Here is a 16433-nt window from a genome sequence, read left to right as displayed (position 1 = left end):
GAAGATAATATTATAAGTTAAATTAGTTATTATCCCGCTCAGCCAGCGATAGGAAATTGCGCAGCAGCGCCATCCCGAGCTCGCCGCTCTTCTCCGGGTGAAACTGCATGCCGTACACATTGCCGCGGCCCACGATGGCCGTGACCGGGTGGCCGTAGTCCGTAACGGCCAGCAGATCTTCCCGGCGCTCCGGCAGTACGTGATAGGAATGGACGAAGTATACATGTCCTTCCTCCAGGCCCGCCAGGAGCGGGCTATCCGGCTGCAGGAACGCCAGCCGGTTCCAGCCCATGTGCGGCACCTTCAGGCCGCCCGGGGCACCAAGTGCGCCAGTGGCAGAGCCTGCGCTGATGCCGCCTTCACCGGCGTCTGTGCCTGCGCCTAGAGCGCTACCCGCACCACTGCCGCCAAAACGCACCGCCCTGCCCGGCAAAATGCCGAGGCCCTCGTTCCGCCCATGCTCTTCGCTCTCGCTGAAGAGCAGCTGCATGCCGAGGCAAATGCCGAGCAACGGCGTACCGTTCGCGGCCGCCTGGTGCACCACGGCGTCCAGCCCCGACGCGCGCAGATGCTCCATCGCGTCGCCGAAAGCGCCAACGCCGGGCAGCAGCACGCCGTCCGCGCCCAGGATGGCGTCAGCGCCGCCGGTGACGAGCCCCTCGTAACCGAGCCGCTCGACGGCCTTGCTGACGCTGTGCAAATTGCCCATGCCGTAGTCGACAATTGCAATCGTCACCTACAGCACTCCCTTCGTCGACGGCACGCCCGTCACGCGCGGATCCAGGCTCGTCGCCTCATCGATGGCCCGTCCGAGCGCCTTGAACACCGCTTCGATCATATGATGCGTGTTCTGACCGTAGTGCACGATCACATGCAGCGTGATCCGCGCCTCCAGCGCCAGCTTCCACAGAAACTCGTGAACGAGTTGGACATCGAAGCTACCCACACGGTCGGACGGATACTCGGCGCGATATTCAAAATGCGGCCGGTTGCTGACGTCGATGACCACCTGCGCAAGCGCCTCATCCATCGGGATGAATACGCTAGCGTAGCGCTTGATGCCGCGCTTGTCGCCAAGCGCTTCGCGAAGGCACTGCCCCAGGCAGATGCCGATATCCTCGACCGTATGATGATCATCGATATCGATATCCCCATGAGCTTGTACCGAAAGGTCAAAATGTCCATGCTTCGTGAACAAGTCCAGCATATGGTTCAAAAACGGCACATCCGTTTGAAGCTCCGATTGACCGGTGCCATCGACCGCAAATTGCAGCCTGATGTCCGTTTCATTCGTTTTGCGGCTGATCTCCGCGCGGCGTTCCCTTGCTTCCGAGTTATTGGTTGTCATTGTTCGTCCCCGCCTTTCCTTCTTTAAGCAGCCGGATCTCAATCGCTCGTGCGTGGCCTTCCAAGCCTTCCCGCCGCGCCAGTTCCACGATCGTCGCGCCGTTTTGCAGCAGCGCTTCCTTGCTGTAATAAATCAGACTCGATTTTTTAATAAAATCGTCCACATCGACCGGCGACGAAAACCGCGCCGTGCCGTTGGTCGGAATAATATGGTTCGGTCCGGCAAAATAATCGCCCACCGGCTCCGAGCTGTACGGCCCGAGGAAGATCGCCCCGGCGTTCTCGATCAACCCGAGATAAGCCATCGGTTCCTCCACGATCAGCTCAAAATGCTCCGGCGCCAGCTTGTTGATCACCCCGATCCCCGCTTCCACGGAATCGACCAGGATGACGGCACCGTAATCCCGGATCGAGGCTCTCGCGATGTCCCGCCGCGGCAGCTCCGCCAGTTGGCGCTCTACCTCCGCCTGACAAGCCTTCGCAAAGGCCTCGGACGGCGTCACGAGGATCGCCGACGCCATTTCGTCATGCTCGGCCTGGGACAGCAGGTCCGCCGCCACATAGGCGGGATCGGCGCTGTCGTCCGCCAGCACGGCGATCTCGCTCGGACCGGCGATGCTGTCGATGTCGACCACGCCGTACACCTCGCGCTTCGCCAGCGCTACGTAAATGTTGCCCGGTCCGCAGATCTTATCGACCGGCTCAATCGTGTCCGTGCCATAGGCCAGCGCGGCTACGGCCTGAGCCCCCCCGACCCGGTAAATTTCGTGCACGCCGGCTTCGGCCGCCGCGACGAGAATATACGGGTCGATGCCCGCTTTCCCGCCGGTGGCCGGCGGCGTGACCATCACGATCTCCGGCACGCCGGCGACTTGTGCCGGAATAACGTTCATCAGCACCGAGGAAGGGTACGCGGCTTTGCCGCCAGGTACATACACGCCTACCCGCTTGAGCGGCCGGATGATTTGCCCGAGCAGACTGCCGTCGGGCTGCAAGTCCATCCAGGAGTTGCGCTTCTGCCGCAAATGAAAAGCGCGGATATTGGCCGCGGCCGCCGAAATGGCCTCGACGAACGACGGCTCCACTTGGCTGTATGCCGCCTGCAGCTCTTCCTGCGTAACCCGAAGTCCGGCCGGCTCCAAACATACGCCGTCGAACTTCTCCGTATAACGCAGCAGCGCGGCATCCCCTTCTTTTTTCACATCCGAAACGATGGTCCGGACCGCCTCATTTTGTTCCGCCGATCCGTATTCGACCTCCCGCCGCAGATCAAACTCCTCGACTTTTACTATTTTCATCCTGCAGCCCTCCCCGGCATCCGTCATTGCTAGAATTTCATTTCACCCACATCGGCTTATCTATCTATCGTGCATCGTTTTTAGCAGTTATAACCTTCTCGAGCGCATCGCTAACGGCCTGAATTTCGGCGTTCTTCATCCGGTAGCTTACCCGGTTTGCCACCAGGCGGCTCGTAATTTCGAATATGCTCTCAAGCTCGACCAATCCGTTCTCCCGCAGCGTCTGTCCGGTCTCGACCATATCGACGATCCGGTCGGCCAGGCCGATGAGCGGGGCCAGCTCGATGGACCCGTTCAGCTTGATAACCTCCACCTGCTGACCATGCTCGCGAAAATACTGCGAAGCGACGTTCGGATACTTGGTCGCCACCCGCTGTTGAATCCCCGGCTTCCAGTCCGGCAGCGCGATCACCGACATGCGGCAGCGGGCGATGCCGAGGTCCAGCAGTTCGTACACGTCCCGATTCTCTTCCATCAACACATCCTTGCCGACAATTCCGATGTCGGCCACGCCATACTCCACATAAGTCGGCACATCGACCGGCTTTGCCAAAATGAACTCCATGCCGATCTCCGGCAATGGAATAACCAGCTTGCGAGACTCATCTACGTCCGTGGGGATCTGTATCCCCGCTTCACGAAACAGGGCAGACGCTTTTTTATAAATACGCCCTTTAGGCATCGCAACTTTTATAATCTCGCCCAAAATAGATCATGCCCTCCTTTCGACCACCTTGCATCACATGCATGAGCTACATCACTTACATCAATCAATTTTACTAGTTACATAAAAACACCTTTAGCACCAGTAGTATCATTAGCCTCATTAACTCCGTTAGCCAACATAAACCTAATAAACATTAATTACTCTACGTGCCCCATGCACTCCTGCTGCGACTACTCCACTACTTCATTACTTCACTAAAGGTAGCTACCTTCATCGCAAATAACTGGAAAACCTACAGCTAAATATCTTCTATGAGGTCAATTTTCGTAATTAGATAGAAAACCTACAGTTAATTCGGTCGTCAAACGGTTAAACTCTGGAAAATCCATGAATTAACTGGAGGTTTTCCAGTTAATTGGGCCTAAGGAGACGGCTTGATCGCGAAAGGCGGTAACCGACCACCACTAAGTGTGCCACCGCTGCAGCCCAGTGGGCATGGCGTCTTCCCCCGCCCCTTCAGACGCCCCAATCTTAGTCCCGTACTCCATCGCCGCTCCGGCTTTCGTTACGGCGATCCTCAAACTATCGGCTCCCTCTTAGAAGCTCGTATAAGTCCGGATCTCGCCGTACGCCGGGCCCAGCGGGCCTGAACGAACTTCGCGGGCGATCGTTTCGCCCAGCACATCAGCCGGTCCGTCGACATGGCGCATCACGACACGACGCCCTTCACCGCGCAACTGCTCCGCTTCGGCGAAGGCCAGCTTGCGATTCGCCGCATCGTACTGCAGCAGCACCGGTAGTTCCGGCTCCACTAGGATACCGTCAACACCGTCGAGAATCCGGTTCGTCTTGAGCGAAAACCCCGTCGCCGGAGCCGGACGCCCAAACTGCTGCAACAGGTTATCATAGCGCCCGCCGTTGCACACCGGGAAGCCCAGCTCTGCTGCATAGCCTTCGAACGTCATGCCCGTATAGTAAGAGAAATCGCCGATCATCGTCAGGTCGATCATCACTTGCTTGGCTACGCCGTAGTCCTCCAGGGCATCCCACACCTCGCTGAGATGCCGGACGGCGTGCTGTGCCAGCGGATTCGCGCTAAGCTCCAGCGCCTGGCGGCAAATTTCTTTGCCCCCGCGCAGCCGGAGGATGCCCTCCAGCTCGTCGCGCTGCTCCACCGATAAAGACAGGCCCGCCAAAGTCTCGCGGTAGCCGACAAAATCCCGTTGAAGGAGACAATCTTTCAACGTTTCACGTACATCCTCCCGGCCGGGCACCGCTTCTTCCAATAGTCCGTTCAGAAACCCGACATGGCCGAGGGCGATCTTGAAGGACGTGACTCCCGCCGCCTTGAGCGAGGCTACCGCAAGCGCCACGACTTCGGCATCCGCCTCCGGCGAGTCGTCCCCTACCAGCTCAACGCCGGTTTGAAAAAACTCGGCCTCTTTTCCCGCTTCCTCTTCTATGGAACGAAACACGTTGGCGTGATAGGACAGCCGCAGCGGAAGCGGCTCCTCTTTCAGCATCGAAGCCACGACCCGGGCGATCGGTGCCGTCATATCCGAACGGAGGACCATCGTGGTTCCCCGGTTATTGAGCAGTTTGAACAGCTTTTGATCGGACGTCGAACTGGCAACGCCCACCGTATCGTAATATTCCATCGTCGGCGTCATAATTTGACGATAGCCCCAACCGGCCATGCAATCCAGCACGCTGCGTTCAATGGCTCGCAGCTTCTCTACCGCATGCGGCAAATAATCGCGAACGCCGGCCGGTTTTTCAAAGCCTTTCGGTTTCGACAAAACGTTCACCCCATCCCTATAATGTCTTCCACAAAGGGTCACATCTAAACTTCATTTTCTTTACCATATTAAAGTGCTACCATGCTACCAAATTAAAGAATATGGCATATCTTATCATAGATGTTCACAAATCGTCAACGCATGCAGCTTAGCTTGTCCTTACAGTGCCAATCGCACCGTAATCCTAGTATAGTAAGAAAAATCCATAATGTCATTGACCGGATTTCCGCGCCCCAAATCAAAAAAGAAAACCGGCTTGCTTTCCAAGCCGGCTTTCTTTAGTTACATATTCACATTCACGGTTGGCGAGGATCCAGGATCCTGGCTCGGCTGCTTTTTCCTCTTTTTTAACGAATTCGGTATATTTCCAAGGAACCATGAGGCAAACGGAAGCCGTCTGAAGCAGAACTGGACAAAAATCCACGACAGAAGCAGTGCGCAGACCGACCCTCCGATAATAAAGAAGAAGTAGGCTAGCGAAATCTCTTCTCCAGCCAACCGGTTACGAAACTTGCGGTAAACCAGCAGCACGATCGGATGAAACAAATAAATCCCAAAGGAAAGCTCACCCAGACGGGTCAAGGCCTTTATCCAAAAGGCCGAGCCCTTACGATACACCAGAAAAGCCCCCTTCAATAGCACCGCGGCGGAGAGCAGCAGATGAATGTTCCATACGAGTTCAAAGATATCGGTGCTTGGGAGGTACGCCTTGGTTCTGAATAAAAAGTATAGCTGAACGTCGAGAAAAGCCATCGCCAGCCAACCAGCCCAAAGCGACATCGTCCACGCTTTTTGTTCCTTGCTTGAGTCTCTCCAGTCCGTTGTCAGCCAGCCCTTGATTTTGTCGAAATAAATGGCCGCTACGGCCCCCAGCATGTAAAAAGACATGTACGAGGGAGCGAAGCTCCCTTTGTTGGAAAGCTCCAATTGGTATTTATTCCAATAGAAGAACGCCCACTGGATAGCCAACCCGGCAGGAAATATCCAGGCCGCCGAAAGCCTGCTTTTGCCCAGGGATTGAACCAGCCAAAGCAGCAGCGGGAAAAGGATGTAAAATTGAATACTTATAAAAATGAAATACAAATGAGTATAGGCGCTACCCGTCAACAGCTTGATCCCCAAGGAACCCAATAGTTGGGCCACGGAGTGGTCGAGAAAATCTTTTTGGATCCACATTGTCACTAAAAAGTAGCAGAAAGACACAAGCATATACGGCAAGATAATATACGTGAGCCGTTTTTTGTAAAACCTGCCGATTAAATCGCGACTTACCGGCTTGTCGTAGTAATTATAAAATAGAACAAAACTGCTTAGAAATATAAACGAACTCGTGCCGATTCTAAAAAAGATATTCATCCCATTGTAGAAATAAAACGATGAGGAATCCACCGCTTGCCATCCGGCTGCGTAAGAAGAAGCATGGACTTGAATTACGCTGAATATGGCAAGTGCCCGAAACAGATCCAACTGAGGCAATCTTTCCTTGACTTTCAAACTCACTTCATCAACTCCCAGTATTCATAGGCTCCTGCATGCTAACTACCTCTGTGCTGTATAAGACGTAAGTTAATACTTAGTTACCCTATATCATGCTGAAATGAAGCTGTGAAAATATTGCATCGCCGATAAGCTATAATTATCATCCTCTAATATCATACCTAGATCTGGAAATTTAGGAAACCCAATTTTTGATTTTACTTTATAGCACTATCATGCGTCTTGAAAAAATAAAAAACCGTTCATATTCCCGCATCGTCTTAATAGTAGGGAACAAAATTTACCGGCCGGTAATCCCGCATCACTGTTGCAATATAGAAAGGAGCCCGCTAGTGGACGAGAGAGAATGGGCCGCCGCTGCATGCGGAGGGGACGAACATGCCTTTTACCAATTAATATCTGCGCAAAAAAGAAAGCTTTACAGCATCGCTTACAGCTACTTACGAAACGAATCAGATGCTCTGGATGCCGTCCAGGAAACGGTATGCAAGGCATGGGTAAAATGCCGGCAACTGAAGGATCCCGACGCATTCGTTCCTTGGCTGATTCGAATCCTGATCAACCGGTGCATTGATGAGCAGAAGCGGCGGAAACGGGTTCTCCCGCTGTCCTCGCTCTCGCCGTCCGAGAACGGCGAAATGATCAGCGTGTATAAGCTGGACCTTGAAATCGCTTTGGAAAGGTTAAAGCCCAAATACCGTCATGTGCTTACGTTGAAATACTATCAGGACATGACGCTTACCGAGATTGCAAAAGTGCTGGATCGCCCTGAAGGGACGATAAAAACCTGGCTTCATCAAGGGCTTAAACAGCTCAGAAGCAAAATGACCTGGGGAGGTGAATTGTACTATGGATGAGAAAAAGGAAATGCGCTACACTCAATTTTTTGACGAAATGCGCCAATCCGAAGAACAAGTAAGCGAAGAGCAGTTAGATGCCGCCATCCGCAACGGAATTCAGCGCGGCAAACAAAGACGCCGACGGGCTACCTTTCTCCGCGGCTCGGGAATCGTTGCAGGTGCACTTGCCAGCTTTCTGCTGCTTCTCGCGGTTTGGCAGCTTGGGCCACCTTCCAAGCCCGGAGCGGTTTTAGGTAGCCCAGGCAGTACCATTCCGGATTATGTACAGACTTTGATGACCTCGAACATGCAGCCCGCCGCAGATCATGGTTTGTATCAACCAGTTAATCGGATGGCTGAAATAGACGGTTACAGGATGACCGTAGACGGGGTATTGGCCGACAGCCGAAAAATGATCGTGTTCTTTACTACCGAAAACCTGTCGGATAGTAGATCGAAAATGGACTTTACCCCGAAATTACTCGGACCTGACGGAAAAGAAATGAGCATGCCCCGTTTTACCTCATCGGGTCAGGCGGTTCCTGATAAAAATATTAGTCACAGCTACTATACGGTCAGTTTTGTTGAAGGGTGGTCTACGCCGGATCAATTTACTTTTTCCGGACAATTCAGCAAGGATAGGGATCCGGATGCCAAGAAGGCCACCTTGGAAGTACCGGTGCAAATCGACAGCAGCAAATATGCCGATTTGGAACGGATTGTTCCCATTAACCAATCGGCCACCATCCAAGGGAACGAAATCAGGATCACGGAAATGATTCTCACTCCCTTAAGTACCATAATACGAGTCAAACCCGACTATTCATCCCCCAACAAAGGCTTGTGGCAGATCAAGGACGCCAAGCTATATCTGGGTGAGACAAAAAAAAACCAGTTTCAATATTTTCTAATGGTTAGGCAATCGGAACACAACATACTGAACGACAAGGCCAACTTATCTGCACTCCATTACGATAGTATTTATTATAGTGACTGGAATAAGGTTACTTTAAGAGCTTCAAGATTTACCGAGATCTCCTATAGTGAAAGTAAAATAAATATCGATACGGGGAAAAAGGAGGTAAAGACATCAAATTCAGTTGCTCAACTAGAGGATGTCATTCAAAGGAAAGATTCCACGGAAATCCGGCTCCAATATGATCGGAAAGATTCCGATTTAGCGATTCCTATTAAATTACAAGACCATTTTTCTGACAATAGCGGTACTAAATATTCTTTTAAGGACGGAGTTTACACCAACTATTTCTCTATGGGATCAAAAGTTACGATCTCCTGCCACTTAGAACCGAGGGAATATGAACAGCCGCTTACATTCACGCTCACATCCGCCACGGAACAGGATATCAAGCAGCCATTGGAAGTAAACATCAATATGAAGAAATGATCAAAGAGGCCTATGCACTTTACGACGCATAGGCCTCTCTAAAATATCAGTATTAACTTTTCGAGCAATATCCCATCATCCGCACGGTTTATTCCTCTTCAAATGCTCGGATCGCTGCAGGTAACACTTGAATAACCGCATTTCCAACCGCGGGAAGTCCGACCAGAACAGCGCTAATGATCTCGTCCCGTGAAGCGCCCAGCGATTTGGCATGCTTCACGTGAAAAGGGATTCCGCTCTCCATGCGGGCCGCCGCAAGCACGGCGATGTAAGCCAGCTCTTCGGTTTTAGGATCCAGTTTGCTGACTTCCCCCAACTGCCGGGCCGTCTCCGTCCAAATCCGCTGCTGCTCCGGAGCTTCCTTGATGAACGTATGAAACGCGCTGCTGACAAAAGCCATGTCGCTCATTTCAACCACATCTCCTCTAATAGAATAAACCGCTTCTTTAATCCATTTCGACGCCTTCGCCAGCCATTCCTTCCGGATTTTTCCGTTCAAGGACTCTGAGCGGATTACCGCCTACAAACGTACCAGGAGCCACATCCTTATGTACGACCGAACCGGCGGCAACCACAGCGCCGTCGCCAATAGTAACACCAGGGAGAATGGTTGAATTGGCGCCTATCAACACTTCATCGCCGATGACCACCTCGCCAAGCCGATACTCTTTAATCAGGTATTCGTGGGCCAGAATGGTCGTATTATACCCGATAACCGAGTTGCGTCCGATTTTGATCAGCTCCGGAAAAAACACGTCAACCATCACCATCAGCCCAAAAGCGGTATGCTCGCCTACCTTCATGCCGAGAATGCAGCGGTAGATCCAGTTTTTCACGGACAATACCGGGCAATATCTGCTGATTTGGATAAAAATAAAATTTTTGACCCCCTTCCAGGGGCTCACTGTCCGGTACAACTGCCATAAAGCGTTCGGTCCTTCGACCGGGTAGCGCTTAACCTTTCTCACTGCTCACAGACTCCCATCCCAACACGCCGTATAAATCGGTCATGTCCTGCAGGATATAATCCGGATGATATTGACTTAGCACTTCTACGCCTTTTAGTGACCAAGCAACCGCGGCAGCCTTTACTCCAGCGGCTTTCGCGGATTGAATATCCGCCGCGCTGTCCCCGACCATAATCGTACGAGTCGGATCGGCACCAAGTTGGCCGATCGCCTTCAGCACCGGTTCAGGATGCGGCTTCGGATGTTCCACATCCTGAACGGTCACGATCACGTCCATATATTTTTTGAGTCCAAACATGTCCAGTGCCCGAAGTGTAGTAGGCCTGATCTTGGTCGTAACGACGCCAAGCGTGATCCCTCGTTCGTGCAACGTATTGATGACCTCATTAACGCGCGGAAACTCGCGAACCATCGTATCATGATGCAGGTTGTTAAACGTGCGATAATCCGCGACCAGATTGGCGACATCCTGCCTGCCGGAAAAGGTCTGCATCTGCTGCTCCAGGGTCGTACCCATATGAGGGATGATTTGCTCTCTTGTATACGACTGCTGCGGAAAATGATTGGAAAGCACATGCATAAATGTATTGATAATCAAATCATTGGTATCGATTATAGTTCCGTCGAGATCAAATAATATCGTGTCGATCATGCAGCGATTGCTCCTTTATTACTCCTTAGGTTCCTTAGGTTCTTTTAGATCCTGAGGTTCTTTAGACTCTTCGGCTTTTTTTGCCTGATTCGTCTCATTTAAAGGCAAGCCTGGCTCTTTTGCAGGAACCGAAGACAAACTCTCCACCTCACTAACACGCGTCGAGACAATCGGATCGCTGTACCGAGGCAGATCGCGCACCGTTCTGCGGCGGTAAATAATCAAGGCAATCGCCACGACGAAGAAGAGAATAGCCAGCAATTGCGAAATTCTCACGTTGCCGTAAGACGGGGCCAAATACCCCTGTTCAAAACCAAGCCATGTCATCGGTGTCCAGAGTCCGTTGACGAATGAAGCGAGCCACGCAGCACCTTGGAAAGCCAGGCTATCCGTTCTGAGCGCTTCGATAAAGAACCGCCCGATGGCATACCAGATAAAGTAGGAAAGGAACAATTCCCCTGCCCGTAAAAACTTCTGTCTCCGCAAAATGAACAGTATAACCAATCCTGCCAAGTTCCATAAAGATTCATATAGGAATGTCGGATGATGGAAAGTTCCATTCACATTCATTTGGTTCACGATAAATGAAGGCAAATGTAAATAATCGCTTAAAAAGCTCTCCGTCGTCGGGCCGCCATAAGCTTCCTGATTGATGAAATTGCCCCAACGTCCAATCACTTGGCCAATAATAAGCCCTGGTGCGCAGATGTCGGCAATCCGCCAAAAATTGTAGCCTCGTCTGCGGACAAAAATAACCGCACAGATGATAGCTCCAATGAGGGCTCCGTATATGGCTATGCCGCCATTCCAGATTTTAAATATGTCGATCAGGTTATTCTTATAATCATCCCACATAAAAGCTACATAGTAGATTCTCGCCGCGACAATCGCGGAAGGAACCCCTAACAACAGCAAGTCCATGAAAAACTCTTGAGGGATATTAAACCGTTTACCTTCCCGCATGGCAAGCAGCAAACCCGCCAAAGCACCGGCGCCCAAAATGAGCCCATACCAATGCACATCCAGACCACCGATCGAAAAAGCGATCGGATTTAATAACAAGGTGCCCATCATTCACGCTCCTAATCCAAATCGTCGATATCTTCCGCAATCGTCTCCGTCAACTTCGTTGTAAACTGCAGGGCTGCATTATATCCCATCCGTTTCAGACGGAAGTTCATCGCAGCCACCTCAATGATAACCGCGAGATTTCGTCCGGGACGGACAGGAATCGTAACCAACGGAACATCGGTATCAATAATCCGAGTTGTCTCTTCGTCCAGGCCCAATCGGTCATACTGCTTCTCCTGCTGCCAGGCTTCCAGTCTGACGACCAGAGTGATTCGCTTGTTGTTCCGGATTGCTCCGGCACCGAACAGGGTCATCACATTGATAATACCGACCCCGCGGATTTCAAGGAGATGGCGGATCAGTTCCGGTGCCGAACCGTGCAACTGATTATCCGACGTCTGACGGATCTCTACCGCATCATCCGCAATTAAACGATGACCGCGTTTTACCAACTCCAACGCAGTCTCACTTTTACCTATGCCGCTGGTGCCTGTGATCAACATCCCGACGCCGTAAACATCAACGAGCACCCCATGAATGGTGGCCGTAGGGGCCAGTTTCCGTTCCAGGAAACTGGTGATCCGGCTAGACAGGATCGTTGTCGCCATGCTGCTGCGTAATACGGGAATACTTCTTTCCGAACTGATATCGATCAATTCCTGCGGAACTTCCCAGGATCTCGTTACAATAATGCATGGCGTTTCATCGCTGCTGCACAGACGTTTCATCCGGTCCTTGCGTTCTTCCAATGGAAGCATCTCATAAAAGGCCAGTTCGGTTTTCCCGAGAATCTGTACGCGTTCCGGCGGATGGTATTCAAAATAACCGGCCATTTCCAGACCCGGGCGGTACAAATCGTCAACGGTTATTACCCGTTTCAACCCCTGTTCCCCGGAAACAACCTCCAGCCCGAATTGGTTAACCAATTCCGATACTTTTACTTTTTTAGCCATGGTGTTCTTCCTTTCCGAAAGGACCTTCCGTGTTTGGGCTGCAGCTCGCAGATCCCTGTCAGTTCACAGGATTTCGGCCCTCTATTATATGTAAGAAAATTCGTAATCCTTACCTCTGTCAATGTATTCATCGTAAAGGAAATTCAACCGTAAATCAATCTTTGATCCACTTCCCGTAATTGCGAGAGATTCTAAATATGATTTCATATTAATTCCGCTTGGATTTCTTAACCTTGACTGGGCTCAACGAGCACGAAAAAGGGGTCGCCTATGCGACCCCAATTTTTGTATCTTCTTATTAAAAAACCGCCCCGAAGGGCGGCGGTTTAATGATGTCGATTCTTATCGATTAGGAGAAGAATATGTTCAATTCGGACTCTTTGTCGAAGATATGAATTTTGTTCATATCGATCGCCAATTTCACATTGTCGCCTTCGCGAGTATTGGAACGTCCGTCTACGCGAGCGATCAGGGAAGAAGTGCTTGCCAAGTACAGCAACATTTCATGACCCAGGTTCTCGGTTACGTCTACGTTTGCAGTAAAGATCGTGTTAGGGGATCCTTCCAGGAAGATTGGCTCTTCATGGATATCTTCTGGACGTACGCCCATGATAACTTCTTTCCCGTTAATGTATCCTTTTTCTTTCAGCGTTACCGCTTTACCTTGTGGTACTTCAACTTTCAAGAAGTCGGATTGGAAGTAAACCGCTCCGTTTTGTTCAACCAGTGTACCGTTGATAAAGTTCATCGTTGGGGAACCGATAAATCCGGCAACGAAGATGTTTTGCGGTTGGTTGTACAGTTCTTCAGGAGAAGCTGCTTGTTGAATGATACCGTCTTGCATTACAACGATCCGGTCACCCATTGTCATGGCTTCTGTTTGGTCATGTGTTACGTAAATGCAGGTTGTTTCAAGGCGTTTAACCAGCTTTGTGATTTCCGCGCGCATTTGACCGCGCAGTTTAGCATCCAAGTTGGAAAGCGGTTCGTCCATGAGGAACACTTGAGGATCGCGGACAATAGCGCGGCCCAAGGCTACCCGTTGACGTTGACCACCGGAAAGGGCTTTTGGTTTACGGTCAAGCAAATGCACGATATCGAGAATTTTTGCCGCTTCGCGAACGCGTTGATCGATTTCTTCTTTCTTCACTTTACGCAGTTTCAAACCGAACGCCATGTTTTGATAAACGTTCATGTGCGGATACAAAGCGTAAGATTGGAAAACCATCGCGATATCGCGGTCCTTCGGAGCTACGTCGTTCACGACGCGGTCGCCGATATACAGTTTACCTTCGGAGATTTCTTCCAGACCTGCGATCATCCGCAGTGTAGTCGATTTACCGCAACCGGAAGGTCCTACCAATACGAGGAACTCCTTATCTGCAATATCAAGATTTACGTCGATTACAGTCGCTTTGTCTGCGCCTGCATATTTCTTATAGATGTGTTCTAAGCGTACGCCTGCCATAGGTTTGGCCTCCTAATAAGTTAAATTTAGATGTTACATCTAAAAATGAAATCGGATACAATTCATATTTATATGATACCTATCTGGGCAAAAAATCGCCATACGCAAACTGCACAAAATTATTAGACCCTTTTTGTCACTTTGTACAATAATAACTCGAGGTTGATCAAAACCGCGTCCCGGAACGTCCTCACGTCGAGACCTGTCTCCTGTTTAATCTTATCGATCCGGTACATCAGCGTATTGCGGTGGATATAGAGCCTTTTAGCCGTCTCACTGACATTACAGTCCATTTGAAAAAAAGTCTCCAGCGTAGTCAGCATCTCTTCGTCCGCAAAAACTATGTGATGACCGCCTGTCTCCGAAATGAACCGTTCGCGGGCATCGCCCGGAATGCTGCAGATTAACCGCTCCAACTGGAGCTCCCAAGGCAAATGAATGTGCTCGGCAATATGGAACAGATGTCCAATCCGGAATGTCTCCCTCAGTGTCAAAGCAGCTTGTGCTATATAGTGGTCTCCCGTAATCAGCTCATGAACGGCCAAATGACAACCGCCACCGGCCCATTCGTTTGAAATCAGCTCATATAAACCCTGGCATAAAGCGCCTAACAAATCCCGTTCATTGTCCGCCCCTTCTTCACTCTCTTCCCGCAGATCTGTCAGCAGCGCTTCACTTACTAAGATAAGCCAGTCTTCTTTTAAAGGAATCAGCAGCAATTCACCGCCGAAATAACTTCGCAGCAACTTATGCAATTTTGAAAAAGCTACGCCTTGTCCGGCCCGGTTCTCCCAGCTCACCAAGAGCGGCAGCATCGGGGTCTGCAACCGGGATTTCAGCGCCAAGTTCTCAGGAACAGAACCGTTTAATTCCCCTTGTTCCAAACATTGCTCGATCCATTCCCCAATCTCGACGCTTCGCGATTCCTCATCTTTCTTGACCGGTAAGGATTTGATTGTTTCCCGGGTCCCGGCAATCAAAAGCTCGATTAATTTGGACTCTTTCTCCGTAAGCCTCGCCGCATCTCCTTCAAGGACCTGCACCGTAGTTGCGCCTTTTTTGCAGAACCAAATAATCCGGTCGTCCAAACGGAAAGTGCCTGGATCGATTTTTGCAGCTTGAGCCGTTATCGATTCCCATTGCGAGATCTCCATCTCCTTCACGGTCAAGGGAATGCCTACAATTTGTTCAACCTGTTGTTTCAGCGAATTGATTTCCATCGGGTTGCCTTTCCATTTCATGAGTTTATGACCATTCTACAGCCATTTTATCATAACCCGTCCGGTAAACGGTAATGCCCGTCTCCCTTTGGAACGAACTATCAAGATTATCGGCTCCCCAATGTACTGACCTTGATCCCGGAAACGCAAAAAAGCCGCCAACCGAAGTTGACGACTTTTGACATGAGCCATGAAGGACTCGAACCTTCGACACCCTGATTAAAAGTCAGGTGCTCTACCAACTGAGCTAATGGCTCATAGGAAATGGTGGAGGCTGATGGATTCGAACCACCGAACTCGTAGAGAGCAGATTTACAGTCTGCCGTGTTTAGCCACTTCACTAAGCCTCCAGGGTTATGCTGCATTAAGACCGTAGCCTTAAGGAACATAAAGTGGCTCGGGACGGAATCGAACCGCCGACACGAGGATTTTCAGTCCTCTGCTCTACCGACTGAGCTACCGAGCCATATGAAATTGGTCAAAAAAATAAAGCGGTTAAGTTGGTAACTTTCCCACTTCATTGTGGAAATATGAAAGTTGTAAAAAATGGCGGAGCCGACGGGATTCGAACCCGCGGTCTCCTGCGTGACAGGCAGGCATGTTAGGCCTCTACACCACGGCTCCGCATTAGGTAAAGATGGTGCCGTCGAGAGGACTTGAACCCCCAACCTACTGATTACAAGTCAGTTGCTCTACCAATTGAGCTACAACGGCACGGTGTGAAATATATAATGGTGGAGGCTGAGGGGATCGAACCCCCGACCCTCTGCTTGTAAGGCAGATGCTCTCCCAGCTGAGCTAAGCCTCCAGGGAAATATGGTAGCGGCGGAGGGGATCGAACCCCCGACCTCACGGGTATGAACCGTACGCTCTAGCCAGCTGAGCTACACCGCCATATTAAGGATATTAAGCTTGTACAAATGGCGGAGAGAGAGGGATTCGAACCCTCGCACCGCTTACGCAGTCTAACCCCTTAGCAGAGGGTCCCCTTATAGCCACTTGGGTATCTCTCCAAGCCATAAATTCAAGGTGTTAATCCTTGAAAACTGGATACGAAACGTGAATTTGCATGTTAGCCCTTACTGGGTTTCCCGGGGTCCCCGAAAAGTAATCGGAATTACCTTCGAAGCCTCGCGTCACTTTTTGGGGTGTTTTTGGATAAGCCCTCGACCGATTAGTACCTGTCAGCTCCATACATTGCTGCACTTCCACCTCAGGCCTATCAACCTCGTCGTCTTCAAGGGGTCTT

The 16433-nt window shown here is 50.8% G+C and carries 15 protein-coding genes, 8 tRNA genes and 1 rRNA gene; 2 read left to right on the top strand and 22 right to left on the bottom strand.

Translation table 11 applies throughout. The features are described 5' to 3' along the window. Positions 1–22: 22 nt before the first annotated feature. The 6 genes from hisH to DFP94_RS15420 form a co-directional block, all read right to left on the bottom strand. On the bottom strand, positions 23–736 hold the full coding sequence (gene hisH, locus DFP94_RS15445; RefSeq protein ID WP_114497368.1) for an imidazole glycerol phosphate synthase subunit HisH: 714 nt from the start codon (positions 734–736) through the stop codon (positions 23–25). Then, a complete protein-coding gene (gene hisB / locus DFP94_RS15440; protein ID WP_114497367.1) occupies positions 737–1348 on the bottom strand; it encodes an imidazoleglycerol-phosphate dehydratase HisB in 612 nt (203 codons plus the stop codon). Continuing rightward, the gene (gene hisD / locus DFP94_RS15435) at positions 1335–2645 is read right to left on the bottom strand and encodes a histidinol dehydrogenase (RefSeq protein WP_114497366.1); all 1311 of its coding nucleotides are present in this window, start codon (positions 2643–2645) and stop codon (positions 1335–1337) included. Before hisD ends, hisB begins: the two co-directional genes overlap by 14 nt. 64 nt (positions 2646–2709) lie before the next feature. Continuing rightward, positions 2710–3351: an ATP phosphoribosyltransferase gene (gene hisG, locus DFP94_RS15430; protein ID WP_114497365.1), complete on the bottom strand. Its 642-nt coding sequence runs from the start codon at positions 3349–3351 to the stop codon at positions 2710–2712. Positions 3352–3908: 557 nt separating this feature from the next. Beyond that, the gene (locus DFP94_RS15425) at positions 3909–5111 is read right to left on the bottom strand and encodes an ATP phosphoribosyltransferase regulatory subunit (RefSeq protein WP_114497364.1); all 1203 of its coding nucleotides are present in this window, start codon (positions 5109–5111) and stop codon (positions 3909–3911) included. 282 nt (positions 5112–5393) lie between these two features. Further along, complete coding sequence (locus tag DFP94_RS15420) at positions 5394–6611, bottom strand: acyltransferase (protein ID WP_114497363.1); 1218 nt, start codon at positions 6609–6611, stop codon at positions 5394–5396. A gap of 329 nt (positions 6612–6940) precedes the next feature. Here DFP94_RS15420 and DFP94_RS15415 point away from each other — a divergent pair, with 329 nt between their 5' ends. Together DFP94_RS15415 and DFP94_RS15410 are read left to right on the top strand one after the other, a co-directional pair. Next, positions 6941–7465: a sigma-70 family RNA polymerase sigma factor gene (locus DFP94_RS15415; protein ID WP_245954870.1), complete on the top strand. Its 525-nt coding sequence runs from the start codon at positions 6941–6943 to the stop codon at positions 7463–7465. Continuing rightward, the gene (locus tag DFP94_RS15410) at positions 7458–8852 is read left to right on the top strand and encodes a DUF4179 domain-containing protein (RefSeq protein WP_114497362.1); all 1395 of its coding nucleotides are present in this window, start codon (positions 7458–7460) and stop codon (positions 8850–8852) included. Before DFP94_RS15415 ends, DFP94_RS15410 begins: the two co-directional genes overlap by 8 nt. A gap of 88 nt (positions 8853–8940) precedes the next feature. Here the strand turns inward: DFP94_RS15410 and DFP94_RS15405 are convergent, their stop codons facing one another. From DFP94_RS15405 to DFP94_RS15330, 16 genes are all read right to left on the bottom strand, one after another. Then, complete coding sequence (locus DFP94_RS15405; RefSeq protein WP_114497361.1) at positions 8941–9261, bottom strand: carboxymuconolactone decarboxylase family protein; 321 nt, start codon at positions 9259–9261, stop codon at positions 8941–8943. 37 nt (positions 9262–9298) lie between these two features. Then, positions 9299–9820: an acyltransferase gene (locus DFP94_RS15400; RefSeq protein WP_114497360.1), complete on the bottom strand. Its 522-nt coding sequence runs from the start codon at positions 9818–9820 to the stop codon at positions 9299–9301. Next, positions 9807–10472 carry a pyrophosphatase PpaX gene (gene ppaX / locus DFP94_RS15395; protein WP_114497359.1) on the bottom strand — a complete coding sequence of 222 codons (666 nt, stop codon included), beginning with the start codon at positions 10470–10472 and terminating at the stop codon, positions 9807–9809. The genes DFP94_RS15400 and ppaX overlap by 14 nt, the downstream gene beginning before the upstream one ends. Before the next feature lie 18 nt (positions 10473–10490). Further along, the gene (gene lgt / locus DFP94_RS15390; RefSeq protein WP_114497358.1) at positions 10491–11543 is read right to left on the bottom strand and encodes a prolipoprotein diacylglyceryl transferase; all 1053 of its coding nucleotides are present in this window, start codon (positions 11541–11543) and stop codon (positions 10491–10493) included. Between the two features lie 11 nt (positions 11544–11554). Further along, positions 11555–12496 carry an HPr(Ser) kinase/phosphatase gene (gene hprK / locus DFP94_RS15385; protein ID WP_114497357.1) on the bottom strand — a complete coding sequence of 314 codons (942 nt, stop codon included), beginning with the start codon at positions 12494–12496 and terminating at the stop codon, positions 11555–11557. A 349-nt stretch (positions 12497–12845) separates the two neighbouring features. Next, a complete protein-coding gene (locus DFP94_RS15380; protein ID WP_114497356.1) occupies positions 12846–13964 on the bottom strand; it encodes an ABC transporter ATP-binding protein in 1119 nt (372 codons plus the stop codon). A 122-nt stretch (positions 13965–14086) separates the two neighbouring features. Further along, positions 14087–15205 (bottom strand): PucR family transcriptional regulator, encoded by a 1119-nt coding sequence (locus DFP94_RS15375; RefSeq protein WP_245954867.1) that lies wholly within the window; start codon positions 15203–15205, stop codon positions 14087–14089. A gap of 163 nt (positions 15206–15368) precedes the next feature. Then, positions 15369–15441 (bottom strand) — tRNA-Lys (locus tag DFP94_RS15370). Between the two features lie 8 nt (positions 15442–15449). Next, positions 15450–15534: transfer RNA gene (locus DFP94_RS15365), tRNA-Tyr, on the bottom strand. A gap of 43 nt (positions 15535–15577) precedes the next feature. Next, a tRNA-Phe gene (locus tag DFP94_RS15360) sits at positions 15578–15650 on the bottom strand. A gap of 81 nt (positions 15651–15731) precedes the next feature. Continuing rightward, positions 15732–15808 (bottom strand) — tRNA-Asp (locus tag DFP94_RS15355). A 14-nt stretch (positions 15809–15822) separates the two neighbouring features. After that, positions 15823–15898 (bottom strand) — tRNA-Thr (locus DFP94_RS15350). An 18-nt stretch (positions 15899–15916) separates the two neighbouring features. Next, positions 15917–15992 (bottom strand) — tRNA-Val (locus DFP94_RS15345). A gap of 9 nt (positions 15993–16001) precedes the next feature. Continuing rightward, positions 16002–16078, bottom strand: a tRNA-Met gene (locus DFP94_RS15340). 27 nt (positions 16079–16105) lie between these two features. Further along, positions 16106–16197 (bottom strand) — tRNA-Ser (locus tag DFP94_RS15335). 141 nt (positions 16198–16338) lie between these two features. Next, a 23S ribosomal RNA gene (locus DFP94_RS15330) occupies positions 16339–16433 on the bottom strand; the annotation flags it as partial.

Source organism: Fontibacillus phaseoli, from assembly GCF_003337355.1.
Lineage (GTDB): Bacteria > Bacillota > Bacilli > Paenibacillales > Paenibacillaceae > Fontibacillus > Fontibacillus phaseoli.
This window is presented reverse-complemented; position numbering and strand designations above follow the sequence as displayed.